The organism is Streptomyces poriticola, from assembly GCF_036689765.1.
GTDB classification, from domain to species: Bacteria; Actinomycetota; Actinomycetes; order Streptomycetales; family Streptomycetaceae; genus Streptomyces; species Streptomyces poriticola.
Window position 1 is genome coordinate 1 of sequence record NZ_JBAGKH010000010.1, and the last position, 16,072, is coordinate 16,072.

General features: G+C 74.6%; 15 protein-coding genes. 12 read left to right on the plus strand and 3 right to left on the minus strand.

All coding sequences use genetic code 11. The annotated features are described in order from the left end of the window. Positions 1-188: 188 nt before the first annotated feature. Positions 189-1,160, plus strand: a complete 972-nt coding sequence (locus V5O46_RS16045; protein WP_332885408.1) for a hypothetical protein — start codon at positions 189-191, stop codon at positions 1,158-1,160. After that, positions 1,052-1,870, plus strand: coding sequence for a tetratricopeptide repeat protein (locus V5O46_RS16050; protein WP_332885409.1), 819 nt, complete (start codon positions 1,052-1,054; stop codon positions 1,868-1,870). Before V5O46_RS16045 ends, V5O46_RS16050 begins: the two co-directional genes overlap by 109 nt. Positions 1,871-1,999: 129 nt before the next feature. On the opposite strand, the gene V5O46_RS16055 is transcribed toward V5O46_RS16050, so the two are convergent. Then, a complete protein-coding gene (locus V5O46_RS16055; protein WP_332885280.1) occupies positions 2,000-3,292 on the minus strand; it encodes a DUF1015 domain-containing protein in 1,293 nt (430 codons plus the stop codon). A 72-nt stretch (positions 3,293-3,364) separates the two neighbouring features. Between V5O46_RS16055 and V5O46_RS16060 the strand changes: the two genes are divergently transcribed. The 4 genes from V5O46_RS16060 (at position 3,365) to V5O46_RS16075 (ending at position 7,445) form a co-directional block, all read left to right on the plus strand. After that, positions 3,365-4,393, plus strand: a complete 1,029-nt coding sequence (locus V5O46_RS16060) for an HAD hydrolase-like protein (protein WP_332885281.1) — start codon at positions 3,365-3,367, stop codon at positions 4,391-4,393. Between the two features lie 90 nt (positions 4,394-4,483). Then, the gene (locus V5O46_RS16065; protein WP_332885282.1) at positions 4,484-5,527 is read left to right on the plus strand and encodes a FecCD family ABC transporter permease; all 1,044 of its coding nucleotides are present in this window, start codon (positions 4,484-4,486) and stop codon (positions 5,525-5,527) included. Further along, a complete protein-coding gene (locus V5O46_RS16070) occupies positions 5,527-6,582 on the plus strand; it encodes a FecCD family ABC transporter permease (protein WP_332885283.1) in 1,056 nt (351 codons plus the stop codon). The genes V5O46_RS16065 and V5O46_RS16070 overlap by 1 nt, the downstream gene beginning before the upstream one ends. Next, a complete protein-coding gene (locus tag V5O46_RS16075; protein ID WP_332885284.1) occupies positions 6,579-7,445 on the plus strand; it encodes an ABC transporter ATP-binding protein in 867 nt (288 codons plus the stop codon). Before V5O46_RS16070 ends, V5O46_RS16075 begins: the two co-directional genes overlap by 4 nt. Here V5O46_RS16075 and V5O46_RS16080 read toward each other — a convergent pair. Beyond that, positions 7,429-7,776 (minus strand): sterol-binding protein, encoded by a 348-nt coding sequence (locus tag V5O46_RS16080; RefSeq protein ID WP_332885285.1) that lies wholly within the window; start codon positions 7,774-7,776, stop codon positions 7,429-7,431. The two genes, V5O46_RS16075 and V5O46_RS16080, sit on opposite strands and share 17 nt — an antisense overlap. Before the next feature lie 42 nt (positions 7,777-7,818). Between V5O46_RS16080 and V5O46_RS16085 the strand changes: the two genes are divergently transcribed. The 6 genes from V5O46_RS16085 (at position 7,819) to V5O46_RS16110 (ending at position 14,007) form a co-directional block, all read left to right on the plus strand. Then, complete coding sequence (locus tag V5O46_RS16085) at positions 7,819-8,115, plus strand: hypothetical protein (protein WP_332885286.1); 297 nt, start codon at positions 7,819-7,821, stop codon at positions 8,113-8,115. Positions 8,116-8,122: 7 nt separating this feature from the next. Next, positions 8,123-8,938, plus strand: coding sequence for a TlyA family RNA methyltransferase (locus tag V5O46_RS16090; protein WP_332885287.1), 816 nt, complete (start codon positions 8,123-8,125; stop codon positions 8,936-8,938). Then, entirely contained in the window at positions 8,935-9,840 is a 906-nt protein-coding gene (locus tag V5O46_RS16095) for an NAD kinase (protein ID WP_332885288.1), read from the plus strand. Before V5O46_RS16090 ends, V5O46_RS16095 begins: the two co-directional genes overlap by 4 nt. Positions 9,841-9,908: 68 nt before the next feature. After that, entirely contained in the window at positions 9,909-11,651 is a 1,743-nt protein-coding gene (gene recN / locus V5O46_RS16100) for a DNA repair protein RecN (protein WP_332885289.1), read from the plus strand. Positions 11,652-12,423: 772 nt separating this feature from the next. Continuing rightward, a complete protein-coding gene (locus V5O46_RS16105) occupies positions 12,424-12,594 on the plus strand; it encodes a hypothetical protein (protein ID WP_332885290.1) in 171 nt (56 codons plus the stop codon). Between the two features lie 267 nt (positions 12,595-12,861). Then, positions 12,862-14,007: a glycosyltransferase family 4 protein gene (locus tag V5O46_RS16110; protein WP_332885291.1), complete on the plus strand. Its 1,146-nt coding sequence runs from the start codon at positions 12,862-12,864 to the stop codon at positions 14,005-14,007. Between the two features lie 31 nt (positions 14,008-14,038). On the opposite strand, the gene V5O46_RS16115 is transcribed toward V5O46_RS16110, so the two are convergent. Next, complete coding sequence (locus V5O46_RS16115) at positions 14,039-15,700, minus strand: PucR family transcriptional regulator (RefSeq protein WP_332885292.1); 1,662 nt, start codon at positions 15,698-15,700, stop codon at positions 14,039-14,041. Between the last annotated feature and the right edge of the window lie 372 nt (positions 15,701-16,072).

Genomic DNA, 16,072 nt, shown 5'->3' on the forward strand with positions numbered 1-16,072 from the left:
CTTTGGAAGGACCCCTGGTCCCAGCGTTCAGCTGGGACCAGGGGTCCTTTTGCTTTTCCAGAGCGCGCAGGCCAACCGGCTGCGCGAGAATGACTTGCGGTACCGAAGACAGGAGTCACCGATGTCCACCAACTCTCCCGACGACCGACCGGAGCGCGACCAGCGGCGACGGGACAGTGGTGCTCGCGGTGAACGCGGTGACCGAGGTGGTCAGCGTGGGGATCGGGGTGGCTTCCGTCGAGACAACGACCGCCGTGACGACCGTGGCGGGTTCCGCCGCGACGACCGCCGTGACGACAACCGGGGTGGTGGCTACGGCCGGCGCGACGACCGGGGTCCGCGCCGGGACAGGGACGACCGCGACCGTGGCCACCGTCATGACGACCGCGGGGACCGGCCCTCCTACCGTCGTGACGATCGCGGTGATCGCGGAGGCTTCCGCCGGGACGACAACCGCGGCGGCTACCAAGGTCGGCGTGATGACCGTCGTGGAGACGACCGCGGCCCGCGCGGGGGCTTCCGGCGTGACGACCGCCGGGACGACCGGCGCGACGACCGGCGCCGTGACGACCGTGACCGCAGCTTCCGACGTGATGACCGCGGAGACGACCGGCGTGACGACCGGCGTGACGACCGTGGCGGGTTCCGGCGTGACGACCGGCGTGACGACCGTGGCGGGTTCCGGCGTGACGACCGTCGTGACGACCGCGGTGGGTTCCGGCGTGACGACCGTCGTGACGACCGCGGTGGGTTCCGGCGTGACGACCGTCGTGACGACCGTGGCGGATTCCGGCGTGACGACCGTCGCGACGACCGCCGTGACGACCGCCGTGACGACCGCGGCCCGCGCGGTGGCGGTGGCTTCCGGCGCGACGACAGCCGCGGTGAGCGTGGCGGATTCCGTGGCCGGGACGACCGGGGTGGCCGCGGACCGCGGCGCGACGACCGGGGTGGCCGTCCGGGAGGCTTTCGTGGCCGGGACGACCGCCGCGGTGGTGGCCGGTTCCGCGACGAGCGGGAGCGGGACCGGGACCGGGAGCCGATCAAGCGGCTGCCGATCCCGGAGGACGTCACCGGCGACGAGATCGACAAGGACGTACGACAGGAGCTGCAGAGCCTTCCGAAGACGCTCGCGGAGGACGTCGCCAGGAACCTCGTGATGGTTGCCCGGCTGCTGGACGAGGACCCCGAAGGAGCCTATGGCTACGCCAGGGTTGCCCTGCGGCTGGCGTCCCGGGTGGCCGCCGTACGTGAGGCGGCGGGCTTCGCGGCGTATGCCAACCAGAAGTATGCGGAGGCCCTCGCCGAGTTCCGGGCCGCGCGGCGGATGACCGGAACGGTGGATCTGTGGCCGGTGATGGCCGACTGCGAGCGTGGACTCGGCAGGCCGGCGAAGGCGCTGGACATGGCCGGCGCTCCGGAGGTGCAAAAGCTCGACAAGGCAGGACAGGTCGAGATGCGGCTCGTGGCCGCCGGTGCCCGGCGTGACATGGGGCAGCTGGACGCGGCCATCGTGACGCTGCAGAGCCCGGAGCTGGCCTCCAACGCCGTACAGCCGTGGACCGCGAGGCTGCGGTACGCCTATGCGGACGCGCTGCAGGCCGCCGGCCGGGACGGCGAGGCGCGGGAGTGGTTCGCCAAGGCCGTCGAGTCCGACCGGGACGGCAGCACGGACGCCTCCGACCGGCTGGCCGAGCTGGACGGTGTGGAGTTCATGGACGCCCTCGACGAGACCGGGAGCGGCCCCGAGACCGGGAGCGGCCTCGAGGCCGGGACCGGCGCCGAAGTCGGCACCGATGCCAGGCCCGGTTCCGCCGACGAGACCGACGAGGCCGACGAGGCCGAAGAGACAGAAGAGCGCGACCGGTGAGGCTGCAACCGACGAGCTGACACCGATGAGCTGAGAGAGGGGCGGAGCCTGGTGCTCCGCCCCTCGTCCTCGCAGCTCGTCGTACTGCGTCCGCGTGACTCTCCTCGGTTCCCCGCGCGTCCCCCGCGCTCAGAGGTCGAGGACGCGCAGCACCAGGCCCGTCGCCGGTTTCGGGCCGAACGACGTGGACTTGCGGGGCATCGTGACGCCCTCGCGGGCCAGATCGCGGACGACCTCCTCGCGGACCGGGTGCATCAGCACCGCGGTGCCGCCGTCCCGTTCCGCCTTCGCGACGGTGGCGGCCGTGTCGTGGATGTAGGAGACGTGGGCCGCGGAGTCCTCGGGGATCCGCCAGACGTGTGCGAGGAGCGTGGCGTGCAGGACCGTGGCGTCCAGGCCGCGCCAGGCCTCGGGGCGGTCGGTGGGGACGGTGCGGGTCAGCAGCTCGGGGTCGGGGCGGTCGACCAGGTGGAACGCGCCGTCACCGGCGAGCAGGAAGGCGTTGCCGGCGCCGGCCGCCTCCGCCAGAGTCTCCAGCGCCGTGGGCAGCGGGCAGTCGAGACGGCGGACACGGAAAACGTCCTTCAGCGCGGCCACGGCCTCGTCCACCGGCAGGTGGTGCAGCAGGCGGTGGATGGCGCGGACCCGGAGGGGGTAGCGGGCCGTGTCGACGAGGAGCACCAGGCCGTAGTCCCAGGGGCTGGGCGAGGGGTGCTCGGCGCGCAGCGTGCGGTACGTCGCCCAGCGGTGGTGGCCGTCGGCGATGAGAGCCTGGTGGTGCGCCAGTTCGGACTGGACACGGGCCACGTCGGCGGGGTCGGTGACCGACCACAGGCGATGGCTGAAGCCGTCCTCCGTGGTCGTCGAGAGCAGCGGGGGCCGCTCCGCGGCGCGTTCCACGACGGTGGTGGTGGCGGCTGCCGCGCCGTTGCCGCGGTAGGTGAGCAGGAGGGGCTCGAGGTTGGCCGAGGTGGCGCGCATCAGGTCGGCGCGGTCGGCGACCACGTGCGGCATGACGTCCTCGTGCGGCAGGACGACCTGCTCGGCGGGGTCCGCGACGCGCAGGGCGCCGATGAGGCCGCGCTGCAGCATGCCGTTGCCGTCCCGCTGCTCGTAGACGTACAGGCCGGGTTCCGGGTCGGTGGTCAGGACGCCTTCGGCCCGCCAGCGGCGCAGCGTCCCCGCGGCCTGTTCGTTGCGGGCTTCGGGCGTGGCGGCCTGCGGCAGGATCAGCCGGACGATGTTGTACGGGTCGTTCGACTGAAGGTGCTGCAGGCCGTCGGGGCGGACCACGACGTCGTACGGCGGGGATGTCACGGCGGCCAGGCTGCCGACCCGGTCGGGGTCGTAGCGGAGGCCTCGGAACGGGGTGAGTTCCAGGCCTCGGCGCGCCGTTGCTTCCGAGTGACCTGCTGAGTCCATCCAGGCATCGTACGTGTGTCCGTGGCATGAGGGATGATCGGGGGAAAGGCGTCGGACGAGGAGCGATGTGGAATGAGCCGGAGCGTCAGGACAAGGCCCGAGGGCAGCGGCCGGGCGCTGAGCGAGGCCTACGACACGGCGCTGCTCGACCTGGACGGAGTGGTGTACGCCGGAGGGACCGCGATCGTCCACGCGGTGGAGTCGCTGGCGACGGCGCGGGCCGGCGGGATGCATCTGGCGTATGTCACGAACAACGCGCTGCGGACGCCCGACGTGGTGGCCGCGCATCTGACCGAGCTGGGGATCCCGACGGGCGCCGGGGATGTGATCACGTCGGCGCAGGCGGTGGCCCGGCTGATCGCCGAGCAGGTGCCGGCGGGGGCGCGGGTGCTGGTGATCGGCGGTGACGGGCTGCGGGTGGCGCTGCGCGAGCACGGGCTGGAGCCGGTCGAGTCGGCGGACGACGATCCCGCGGCGGTCGTGCAGGGGTACGGCGGGCCGGAGCTGCCGTGGGGGCGGTTCGCGGAGGCCAGTTACGCGGTCGCGCGGGGCGTGCCGTGGTTCGCGTCCAACACCGATCTGACGATCCCCGGCGCGCGGGGCATCGGCCCGGGCAACGGTGCCGCGGTGGAGGTGGTGCGCATCGCCACCGGCGCCGAGCCCCGGGTGGCGGGCAAGCCGCTGCCCCCGATGCACCGGGAGACCGTCCTGCGTACCGGTGCCGAGCGGCCGCTGGTGGTGGGGGACCGGCTGGACACCGACATCGAGGGGGCGTTCAACGGCGAGGTCGACTCGCTGCTGGTGCTGACCGGCGTGACGGACGCGGCCCAGCTGCTGGCCGCGCCGCCGCAGCACCGGCCGACGTACGTCGACGCCGATCTGCGCGGCCTGCTCACCGGGCAGCCGGAGGTGTCCGGCGCCGACGGCGGCTTCCGGTGCGGCGGCTGGACCGCGACGGCCGCGGCCGACCGCCTGGAGCTGGCCGGCCGGGGCGAACCGCTGGACGGGCTGCGGGCCCTGTGCGCGGCGGCCTGGACGGCGGCCGGCGACGGGGCGTGCGCGCTGGACCCGGGGAAGGCGCTGGCCCGGCTGGGAGGGTGAGCCCGCCGCGCGCCCCGGCGCGGTCCGGGTGATCGACCGCTGATCGATCGGTGATCGTGTTTGATTGGGAGGGTAGGCTAACCTAACCGGGTGTTGGTCGACAGTCCTCCCGAACAGCGCGTGGAGCAAGTCCCCGCGCCGCCCAGACGCCATGCGATACGTGCCGTCGGGCTGCTCGCCTCTGTCCTGGTCCTGCTCGCCGTCGCGGTGGCCAGCCTCGCCGTCGGTGCGAAGGACCTGTCGCCGGACCAGGTCTGGCACGGGCTGTTCCAGGACACGGGAACCTACGGCGACGTGGTGGTGGGCGAGCGGCTGTCCAGGACCGTGATAGGGCTGCTCGCCGGTGCCGCTCTCGGCCTCTCCGGGGCGGTGCTGCAGGCGCTGACCCGCAACCCGCTGGCCGACCCCGGGCTGCTCGGTATCAACGCGGGCGCGTCCGCCGCCGTGGTCACCGCGATCACCTTCCTCGGCGTCACCTCGCTGAGCGGCTATGTGTGGTTCGCCTTCTTCGGTGCGGCGGCGGTCGGCGCCCTGGTGTGGTTCCTGGGGGGCAGCCGGGGGGCGACTCCGGTGCGGCTGGCCCTGGCCGGCACGGCGATCACCGCCGCGCTGTACGGCTATCTCCAGGCCGTGATGATCATGGATGACGCGGCGCTGGGCCGGATGCGCTTCTGGACGGTGGGTTCGCTGTCCTCGGCGACCGGCGACATGATCACGCAGGTGCTGCCCTTCTTCGTGACCGGCACGATCCTGGCGCTGGCCCTGGCCCGGCCGCTCAACGCGATGGAGATGGGCGACGACACCGCCAAGGCCCTCGGCGCCGATCTCCACCGCACCAGGGCGCTGTCCATGCTCGCCGCCGTGGTGCTGTGCGGGGCCGCGACCGCCGCCTGCGGGCCCATCGTCTTCGTCGGCCTGATGGTCCCGCACGTCGTCCGCTCCTTCACCGGGCCGGATCTGCGCTGGATCCTGCCGTACGCCGCGGTCCTGGCTCCGGTGCTGCTGCTCGGCGCCGACGTCCTCGGCCGGATCGTCGTCCGGCCGTCGGAGCTGCAGGTCGGCATCGTGACCGCGGTCATCGGCGGTCCGGTCTTCATCTATCTCGTACGACGGCGGAGGACGGCCCAGCTGTGATGACCAACCGTGCCGTGGTGAAGGCCGGCCGTGCCGTGCGCACTCCCGGCGGGCTGTCGTTCCGCGTCGACGTGCGCACCGTCGCCGTCGTCCTGCTCCTGCTGGTCGCCGCGCTCGCCGCGAGCGTCCTGCTGATCGGCACCGGCGACTTCCCGATCGCGGTCGGCGATGTGCTCAGGACGCTGGTCGGCGACGGAGACCCGGGCCAGGAGTTCATCGTCCGGGACCTGCGCCTGCCGCGGGTGCTGGTCGGGCTGCTGGTCGGCGCCTCGCTCGGGCTGGGCGGGGCGCTGTTCCAGGCCATCTCCCGCAACCCGCTGGGCAGTCCGGACATCCTCGGTCTCGGCCAGGGAGCGACCGCCGGAGCGCTGGTGATGATCGTCCTGTTCTCCGGGACCACGGCGCAGGTCACCACCGGTGCCCTCGTCGGCGGTCTGGCGACCGGTCTCGGTATCTACCTGCTCGCCTGGAAGCGCGGTGTGCACGGCTACCGGCTGGTGCTGGTCGGTATCGGTATGTCCGCGATCGTCACAGCCGTCAACGGCTATCTGCTCACCAGGTCCGACATCGTCGACGCCTCCCGCGCGGTGGTGTGGATGACCGGCTCCCTCAACGGGCGGGACTGGGACCAGGTCTGGCCGCTGCTCGCGCTGTGCGCCGTGCTCGTGCCGCTCGTCCTCGGCAACGGGCGCGGGCTGCGGATGCTGGAGATGGGCGACGACATCTCGTACGCCCTCGGGGTGCGGGTGGAGCGGGTGCGGATGCTGCTGCTGGTGGCCGCCGTGCTGCTGACCGCCGCCGCCACCGCCGCCGCCGGACCGGTGAGCTTCGTCGCGCTCACCGCACCGCAGCTCGCCCGCCGGCTGACCCGCTCACCCGGCCCCAACCTGCTGCCCGCCCTCTGTATGGGCGCCGCCTTGCTGGTCACCGCCGACTGGCTCTCGCAGCGCGTCTTCGGCGCCGACCAGCTGCCCGTGGGCGTGGTGACCGGCGTCCTCGGCGGCGTCTACCTGGTGTGGCTGCTGGTCTCCGAGCGCAGGGCGGGCCGGATATGAGCGCCGCCGCCGGCGCCCCGCGCGGGCTGAACAACCCAAGGAGCAACGTGAACCGCCTGTCCGCCGAGAACGTCACCCTCGCCTACGACCAGCGAGTCATCGCCGAAGAGCTGTCGGTGGAGATACCCGACAACTCCTTCACCGTGATCGTCGGCCCCAACGCGTGCGGCAAGTCGACCCTGCTGCGCGCCCTGTCCCGGATGCTCCGGCCCAGCCAGGGCCGGGTGCTCCTGGACGGGCAGGTCATCCAGTCGATGCCCGCCAAACAGGTCGCGCGCACCCTCGGCCTGCTCCCGCAGTCCTCCATCGCGCCCGACGGCATCACCGTCGCCGATCTCGTCGGCCGCGGCCGCTATCCGCACCAGGGCCTGCTGCGCCAGTGGTCGGCCGAGGACGAGCGGGTCGTCCGGGAGGCCATGGCGCAGACCGGTGTCGCCGAGCTCGCCGACCGCTACGTGGACGAGCTGTCCGGCGGCCAGCGCCAGCGGGTGTGGATCGCGATGGCACTGGCCCAGCAGACCCCCCTGCTGCTGCTCGACGAGCCGACCACCTACCTGGACATCCAGCACCAGATCGACGTGCTCGACCTCTGCGCCGAGCTGCACGAGGAGCAGGGCCGCACCCTCGTCGCCGTCCTGCACGACCTCAACCACGCCGCCCGGTACGCCACCCACCTCGTCGCGCTGCGCGGCGGCCGGGTGATCGCCGAGGGCGCCCCGGGCGACATCGTCACGGCGGAGCTGGTCGAGGAGGTCTTCGGGCTGGGCTGCCAGGTCATCGACGACCCGGAGACGGGTACGCCGCTGGTGGTCCCGGCCGCGCGCAGGGCCCGGGTACGGGCGGCGGCTACAGAAGTTTCCTGAGGCGGAACAGGTCCCGCAGGCCCGCCTCCAGTTTCACCCGGCCGGATCCCCAGGCCCTGGCGAAGTGCAGCTCGCCGTCGACCAGCGCCACCAGGTCGTCGCCGGCCAGGGTCAGCCGGATCTGGGCCCGCTCGCGCGGCGGACCGCTCAGCGTGTCCTCGACCACGATGCCGCCGTCCTGCATGCGCCCTGCGAAGGTCACGTCGAGGTCGGTGATGTGGCAGCTCACCGAACGCTCCAGGGCGGCGGCCTCGCGCACGTCCCCCTCGGCGGTCCGCATGTTGTCCGAAAGCTTGCCGAGTGCGGCGCGGCACTCCTCGATCGTGGCCATCGCGACCGACGGTACCGCAGCGGTTCGCGGTAGCGTCGGGGCATGAACGACGCGGTTGAGCAGAACGGGGCCGGGACGCAGAGCACGTACGACCCCGCCGAACCCGCCCCGCTGCACGTCCCCCGCACGCCCACGGGCGACGCCGACGTGGACCGGCAGCTGGAGCGGCTGGCCGACGCCGACCACCTCGCCACGGACGGACACCTCGAGGTGTACGAGGATGTGCACGGGGGGCTGCGCGACGCGCTCACCGCGCTCGACACCCGCCCGGGACCGCCGGGCCCCCCGGGACTCCCCGGACCTCCGGGACCCCCGGCCTCGTACGCACAAGGGAGCTGAACCGAACGTGGCAGGAGTCGCACGCCGCCGTCTGGACGCGGAGCTGGTCCGCCGGAAGCTCGCTCGCTCGCGCGAGCATGCCGGCCAGCTGATCGCCGCCGGCCGGGTCAGCGTCGGCAGGACCGTCGCGACCAAGCCCGCCACCCAGGTGGAGACCGCGGCGGCGATCGTCGTCGCCGACGACGGGAACGACCCCGACTACGTGTCCCGCGGCGGCCACAAGCTCGCGGGCGCGCTGGCGGCGTTCCTCCCGCGGGGCCTGGCCGTCGAGGGGCGCCGGGCCCTGGACGCCGGCGCCTCCACCGGCGGCTTCACCGACGTCCTGCTGCGCGCGGGCGCCGCACACGTGGTCGCCGTCGACGTCGGATACGGACAACTCGCCTGGTCGCTCCGGCAGGATGAACGCGTCACCGTCAAGGACCGTACGAACGTACGCGAGTTGACGCTCGAGGCGATCGACGGAGAGCCGGTGGATCTTGTCGTGGGAGATCTGTCCTTCATCCCGCTCGGACTGGTGCTGCCCGCCCTGGTGCGGTGCACGCGGCCGGACGCCGACCTGGTGATGATGGTCAAGCCGCAGTTCGAGGTGGGCAAGGAGCGCCTCGGCAGCGGGGGAGTGGTGCGCAGCCCCGACCTGCGCGCCGAGGCGGTCCGGGGGGTGGCCGCCAGGGCCTGGGAGCTGGGACTCGGCGTGCGGGGCGTCGCCGCCAGCCCGCTGCCCGGCCCGTCCGGGAATGTCGAGTACTTTCTGTGGCTGCGGGCCGGGGCGGACCAGCTGGACCCGGCCGACGCAGACCGTGCAGTGGCGGAGGGGCCGCGTTGACACAGAACCGAGCTCGTACTGTTTTCCTGCTGGCCCACACCGGGCGACCCGCTGCCGTACGCAGCGCCGAGCTCGTGGTGAAGGGGCTGCTGCGCGCCGGGCTGGGCGTGCGGGTGCTGACGGCGGAGGCGCGGGACCTGCCGCTGCCCGACGAGGTGGAGCTGGTCAGGGAGGCCACTCCGCAGTGCCTCGACGGGTGCGAGCTGCTCATCGTGCTCGGCGGGGACGGGACGCTGCTGCGCGGCGCCGAGTTCGCCCGTGCCTCCGGGGTGCCGATGCTCGGCGTCAACCTGGGCCGGGTCGGCTTCCTCGCCGAGGCCGAGCGGGACGACCTCGACAAGGTGGTCGACCGGGTGGTCAGCCGGGCGTACGAGGTCGAGGAACGGATGACCATCGACGTCGTCGTGCACCGCAACGGCGACATCGTGCACTCCGACTGGGCGCTGAACGAGGCGGCCGTGCAGAAGGTGTCCGCGGAGCGGATGCTGGAGGTCGTGCTGGCCATCGACGGCCGCCCGGTGACCGGGTTCGGCTGCGACGGGATCGTGCTGTCGACGCCGACCGGGTCCACGGCGTACGCCTTCTCGGCGGGCGGGCCGGTGGTGTGGCCGGAGGTCGAGGCGCTGCTGATGGTGCCGATCAGCGCGCATGCGCTGTTCGCGAAGCCGCTGGTGACGTCGCCGGATTCGGTGCTGGCGGTGGAGGTGCTGCCGCACGTTCCGCCGGGGGTGCTGTGGTGCGACGGGCGGCGGACGGTGGAGCTGCCGCCGGGCGCGCGGGTGGAGGTGCGGCGGGGGGCCGTGCCGGTGCGGTTGGCGAGACTGCATCACGCGTCGTTCACGGACCGGCTGGTGGCGAAGTTCGCGTTGCCGGTCTCCGGGTGGCGGGGAGCGCCTCACTAGCCCGGAGGAACGTGCACTCCCCCGGGTGACAAGGGCAGGCCGGTCGCACTCCCCGGGCCGGACCTCGTATGGTCGTGTCCGTGCTTGAGGAGATGCGGATACGGTCGCTCGGTGTGATCGACGACGCCGTGGTCGAGCTGTCGCCCGGGTTCACCGCCGTCACCGGTGAGACGGGTGCGGGCAAGACCATGGTCGTCACCAGCCTCGGACTGCTGCTGGGCGGGCGCGCCGACCCCGCGCTGGTGCGGATCGGCGCCAGGAGCGCGGTCGTCGAGGGGCGGATCGCCGTGCCCGGCGACGCGGCGGCCGCCGTACGGGCCGAGGAGGCCGGTGCCGAGCTGGACGACGGGGCGCTGCTGGTCAGCCGTACCGTGTCCGCCGAGGGGCGCTCGCGGGCGCATCTGGGCGGCCGGTCGGTGCCCGTGGGCGTGCTCGCCGAACTCGCCGACGAGCTGGTGGCCGTGCACGGGCAGACCGATCAGCAGGGGCTGCTGAAGCAGGCGCGGCAGCGGCAGGCGCTGGACCGGTACGCCGGGGACGCGGTCGCCGTGCCGCTCGCCAAGTACGGCGAGGCCTACCGCCGGCTGCGGACCGTCTCCGCCGAGCTGGAGGAGATCACCACGCGCGCGCGTGAGCGGGCCCAGGAAGCCGACCTGCTGCGCTACGGGCTGGACGAGATCGCGGCCGTGGAGCCGCGCGCCGGTGAGGACGTGGAGCTGGCGGAGGAGGCGGAGCGGCTCGGGCACGCCGAGGCGCTGGCGTCCGCCGCGACCGCCGCGCACGGCGCGCTCGCCGGAAATCCCGAGGACCCCGAGGGCGTGGACGCGGCCACCCTGGTCGCGGGTGCCCAGCGGGCCCTGGACGCCGTGCGGTCGCACGACCCGGCGCTGGCCGCCCTCGCCGACCGGATCAGCGAGGTCGGCATCCTGCTTCGCGATGTGGCCGGTGAGCTGGCCGGGTACGCCGACGACCTGGACGCCGACCCGCTGCGGCTGGCGGCGGTGGAGGAGCGGCGGGCCGCGCTGACCGGGCTCACCCGCAAGTACGGCGAGGACGTCGCCGCCGTACTGGCCTGGGCGGAGGAGAGCGCGGCACGGCTGACCGAACTCGACGGCGACGACGAGCGGATCGGGGAGCTGACCGCCGAGCACGATGCGCTGCGCACCGGACTGAGCGGGCTTGCACAGGCGTTGACGGACGCCCGGACGGAGGCCGCCGAGCGGTTCGCCGCCGCCGTCACCGCCGAGCTGGCCTCACTCGCGATGCCCCATGCGCGCGTGTCGTTCGCGATCCGGCAGAGCGAGGACCCCGAGGGCGTGGAGGTGGGCGGCCGTCCGGTCGCCTACGGGCCGTCCGGTGCGGACGAGGTCGAGCTGCTGCTCGCTCCGCACCCGGGGGCGCCGGCGCGGCCGATCGCCAAGGGGGCGTCCGGCGGTGAGCTGTCGCGGGTGATGCTGGCGGTCGAGGTGGTGTTCGCCGGTACGGACCCGGTGCCGACGTATCTCTTCGACGAGGTGGACGCCGGTGTGGGCGGCAGGGCGGCGGTCGAGATCGGGCGGCGCCTGGCGCGGCTGGCGAAGTCCGCTCAGGTCGTGGTCGTCACCCATCTGCCGCAGGTGGCCGCCTTCGCCGACCGGCAGCTGCTGGTGGAGAAGACCGACGACGGATCGGTGACCCGGTCCGGCGTGAAGGTGCTGGAGGGCGAGGACCGGATCCGGGAACTGTCCCGGATGCTCGCCGGGCAGGAGGACTCGGAGACGGCCCGGGCCCACGCGGAGGAACTGCTGGAGACCGCGCGGGCGGACGCCTGAGCGCTCCGCCGGAGCTGCCGCGAAGGGTGCTCGTCCGCCGTGGTGTGCCTGTGGCGCCGCGTCGCGCCGTACCGGGGCGCCGAGGCGTCCCCGGGCCGCCGCTGGTTTCGGCCCCGGCAGAGGGAGGCCGGACTCCTGGGCGCCGGACGCGGCGTCGGCCTGTTCGTCGGTCCGCGTCCGCTGTCCGGAGGCGGCCCGCTGCCGGGCGCGTGGTGCTCGTCGCCGGGACGCGTTCCCGGTCGAGTGTGCCGGGTCGTCAGGCGGGCACAAGATCCATCGTGCTCGCCGGAGCGGCGGCTGCGTCCTCGCCGCAGTCCTCATCCGGCGGTCACCGCCGTTCTGCGCGCCGATGCGCCGATGCGCCGGGCGGCCGGGGGCGTGGGGAGCGCACCGACCTCGCCGGGCGCCGTGTGCGTCTGTTCGGCGGTCCGCGCTCGCCGAGTCGGCGGGCGGCGGCCTGCACGGGTACGGCCCGCCGCGGATGCGCGGTGCTCGTCGCCACCGCGCGGCGCCGCTCCGGCCACGTCGTCGTACGCTCCACAGGCCGTCGGCGACGAGGTGACCAGGGGAGCGGTGAAGCTGGTCGGGATCGGCGCCGCCGGGCTCGCTGCTGTGGAGACCCCCGCTGGACGACGTGCCGGCCGGTGCCGTGGTCGCCAGGCCGCGCACGCCGTCGACCTGCTGGAGGTACGCCCCGGGGCCGGGCCACGGCCGCCTTTCTGGCCCTCGGTGCGCCCCGGGCTGCTGCGGCGGGGCCGCAGCGGAACCGGCCGTGCCGTCCGACGACCTCGGCGAGCGGACGGTGCTCGGCCGCACCGGCGCCCGGACGCCCGGTGCCGCGTTGGGAGCCGCGGTCGCCGCCGGACGGGGCTCGCCGGACGCCCGTGCGGAGCCGCGCCTGGCGGAGGCAGGGCCGGGCCGGCGGCGCACGCCGCCGCGGTGATGGCGGCGGCGGAGGTTCTCGGGGGTGGGCGAGCACCACGACACATTCACTCGTGTGAGTGAACGTCCCCGTCGTGTTGTCGCCGTGCGCCCGTTCCCCCGGCAGCCGCCGGTCCCGGAACACCCGTACGTCCTGGCATCCTTGGCGGAGTACGCGCAGGAACCGCGCGGCACCTCCCCTCCGCCCCCTCCTTCTGTACGTTCTTCGTGTCCCGACCGACGGTGTCCCCGATGCCGCCCCGCCCCGCGAACCAGGAGCCCCGGCCACGTGACCCTCGTGAGCAGCCCCTCGCCGCACGGCCAGTCGCCGCTGCGCACCGTGCAGGTGCTGGGCGGAGGCAACGCCGGCAGCAGCGCCCACGTGCGCTCCCTGGCCGCGGGGCTCGTCGCGCGGGGCGTGAAGGTCACGGTGTGCGCCCCCGCGGAGGCCGAGCGTACCTACGACTTCAGCGGGACCGGCGCCCACCACGTCCACGTACCGCGCAGCAGCGACCCGGTCTCCGTGGCCGCCCTGCGCGCGCTGTGCGCCGACGCCGACCTGGTGCACGCACACGGGCTGCACGCCTCCTTCCGCACCGTCCTCGCCCTCGGCGGGCGACGGGTGCGCACCCCGCTCGTCGTCACCTGGCACAACCGCGCCCACGCCGAGGGAGCCCGCGCCCATCTGCTGCGAGTGCTGGAGCGGCGCGTGATGAGGACCGCCACCGTGGTGCTCGGCGCGACCTCGGAACTGGTCGACCGGGCCCGCGCGACCGGCGCCCGTGACGCCCGGCTCGCCCCCGTCGCACTCCCCGGCCGGTCCCGCCGGCCTCCCGACGCGGAGGAGACCGAGCGACGACGCCCCAAGATCCGGGCCGAACTGGGTGCCACGGGCCGCCCCCTGCTGCTCGCGGTGGGCTCCCTCGAACGGCACCGCGGTTACGACCTGCTGCTCGACGCCACACGCGCGTGGCGCCGCCTCGACCCCGTGCCGCTGGTCATCGTCGCCGGCGAGGGACCGCTCCGGGCGGAGCTGCAGCGGCGCATCGAGGACGAGGCGCTGCCGGTGGCGCTCATCGGCCGCCGCGACGACGTCTCCGACCTGCTCGCCGCCGCCGACCTCGCGCTGCTGCCGAGCCGGCGGGAGGCTCGTTCCGTCCTCGCCCAGGAGGCCCTCCACGCGCGCGTGCCGCTCGTCGCCGCCGACGCCGGCGGCATTCCCGAACTCGTCGGCGACGCCGCCGAACTCGTCCCGCCCGCGGACGCCGACGCCCTCGCCGACGCCGTCGTCCGGCTGCTCGCCGACCCCGGGCGGCGGGGACTGCTCCGGGAGCGGGGCGTACGGCAGGCGGCGACCTGGCCCACCGAGGACGAGACCGTCGCCCAGGTGCTGAGCGTGTACGACGAGTTGACGCAGCCCACTCCGCTGCTCTGACCGTCCGGCCCGGCCCGGCCGGCCGCCCCGTCTACTCCACGTGCCGGCGCGCCCGCAGCGCCAGGCTCAGTGCCAGGACCGTCTGCGGGTCGTCGAGGTCCGTGCCCAGCAACTCGCCGATCCGGGCCAGGCGGTTGTACAGCGTCTGCCGGTTCAGATGCAGTTCCCGTGCGGTCTCCGCCTTACGGCCGGCGTGCGCCAAGTAGGTCTGGAGCGTGGGCAGCAGCGGAGGCCTGGACCTGGCGTCGTGGTCCCGCAGCGGACCGATCGCCCGGTCGACGAAGGCCGCCAGGTCCGGATGGTCGCGCAGCCGCCACAACAGCAGGTCGATGTCCAGACGCCGCGCGTCGTACCAGGGCCGGTCGGTCAGCCCCTGCGCAGCGGTCGCCGTCTCCGCCGCGTGCCGCAGTCCGGCCGACGCCGCCGCCCAGCCGCCGGCCACCCCGGCCACCACCACGACCGGCGGCTGGGCCCCCGGCCGCTGCATCCCGGCCCGCTCCACACCCGCCCGCAGCGCCGCTGACACCCGGTCGGCCACCGCCGACCGCTCCGACTCCGAGCGCAGCCCCAGCAGCAGCGGCACCCGGCCCTCCACCGGCCGCACACCCAGCAGCACCGGAACACCGACCGACGCCAGCTCCTCGGCTACCGCCCGGGCCAGGACCGCCCAGCCGCCGCCCGCCGGGGACAGCGAGCCGCCCAGCCGCATCACCACCGGCAGCAGCGGACCGGAGCCGGGCCTGAAGCCGAGGACGCGTGCCTGGGCCGGGGCGGCCTCCGCGGTGATCCGGCCCTCGGCGAGGTCGGTGAGGAAGTCGCCACGCCCCCGCGCGGCCAGCTCCTCCTCCTGCCGGGCCTGCATGAGCACCACCGCGAGGATGCCCGCCGCCCGCTCCGCCGCCATCCGGTGCACCGGCGCCAGCGGCGACCGCACCGGCAGCAGCACCAGCCGGGCGCGTACCGACCCGGTGCCGGGGCCGCCGCCGGGCACGTCCACGAGCACCGAACCCGCCGGTGGCGGCGCGTCCTTGTGCGGGCCGCGCAGCCCTTCCCACACCTGCAGCGGATCGGCGCCCTCCGGACCGGCCCCGGCGGCGTACAGCAGCTGCCCGTCGGTGGTCTCCAGGAACACCGGGTTGTCGCCGAAGTCCGCCAGGATGCCCAGCACCTGCGGCACCCCGCCGCCGCCCAGCAGCGCCTCGGTACACCGGCGGTGCACCTCCTCGGCCCGCTGCAGCAGGGCGTAGTGGCCGTTGACGATCTCGGTGTGGATCTCCTCGGTGACCGTCACGAAGGGCACCTCGCGGTGCAGCTGGACCAGCGGCAGCCCGGCCGCGCGCGCGGTGTCCACCAGGACGGCGGGCAGCTTGGTGAAGCGCGGGCCCAGCTCCACGACGAGGGCCGCGATACCGCGCTCGGCGAGGGTGCGGACGAACGCGCGCTGTTCGGCAGGGCGGGCGCCGAGGCCGTAGCCCGTGGTCAGCAGCAGCTCACCGCCCTTGAGCAGCGAGGCGATGTTGGGCACCTCGCCCGCGTGCACCCAGCGCACCGTGCGCCGCAGCCTGTCGGCGCCCGCGACGACCTCCGGGAGCCCGCCGCGCAGCCCCGGCAGCTCCAGCGCCCGCTGCACGGTGATCCCGGCGCCCTGTGTGTCGAACCTGCTGTCGCTGTCGCTGTCGCTGCCGCTGTCCATGACCGGACGCTAACCCGCGCGGATACCCGGGCACATCCGCGGGGCCGATGCGCGACGGGGGTCCGCCCACCAACGACGGGGTCGGTGCGGCGCCGACGGGGTCGCCCCGGTCCCGGCCACGGCGGGCGACCCCGGCGGAGAACGCACCCTGACGGCCCTGGCACCGCGCCGGCCGGGCAGGGTCCCCGCAGCCCGCAGCCCGCAGCCCGCAGCCCGCAGCCCGCAGCCCGCAGCCCGCAGCAGTGCCGCCCTCCACCTGCGCCCCGCAGTCACGCCCAGCCGCCACAGGCCCCCGGGCCGTCGGCCGCGGGGCGGCCTGCGTCCGCGGACGCAGGCCGTCGGCGCCCACGGAGGACCTGCCCCGTGGGCCCC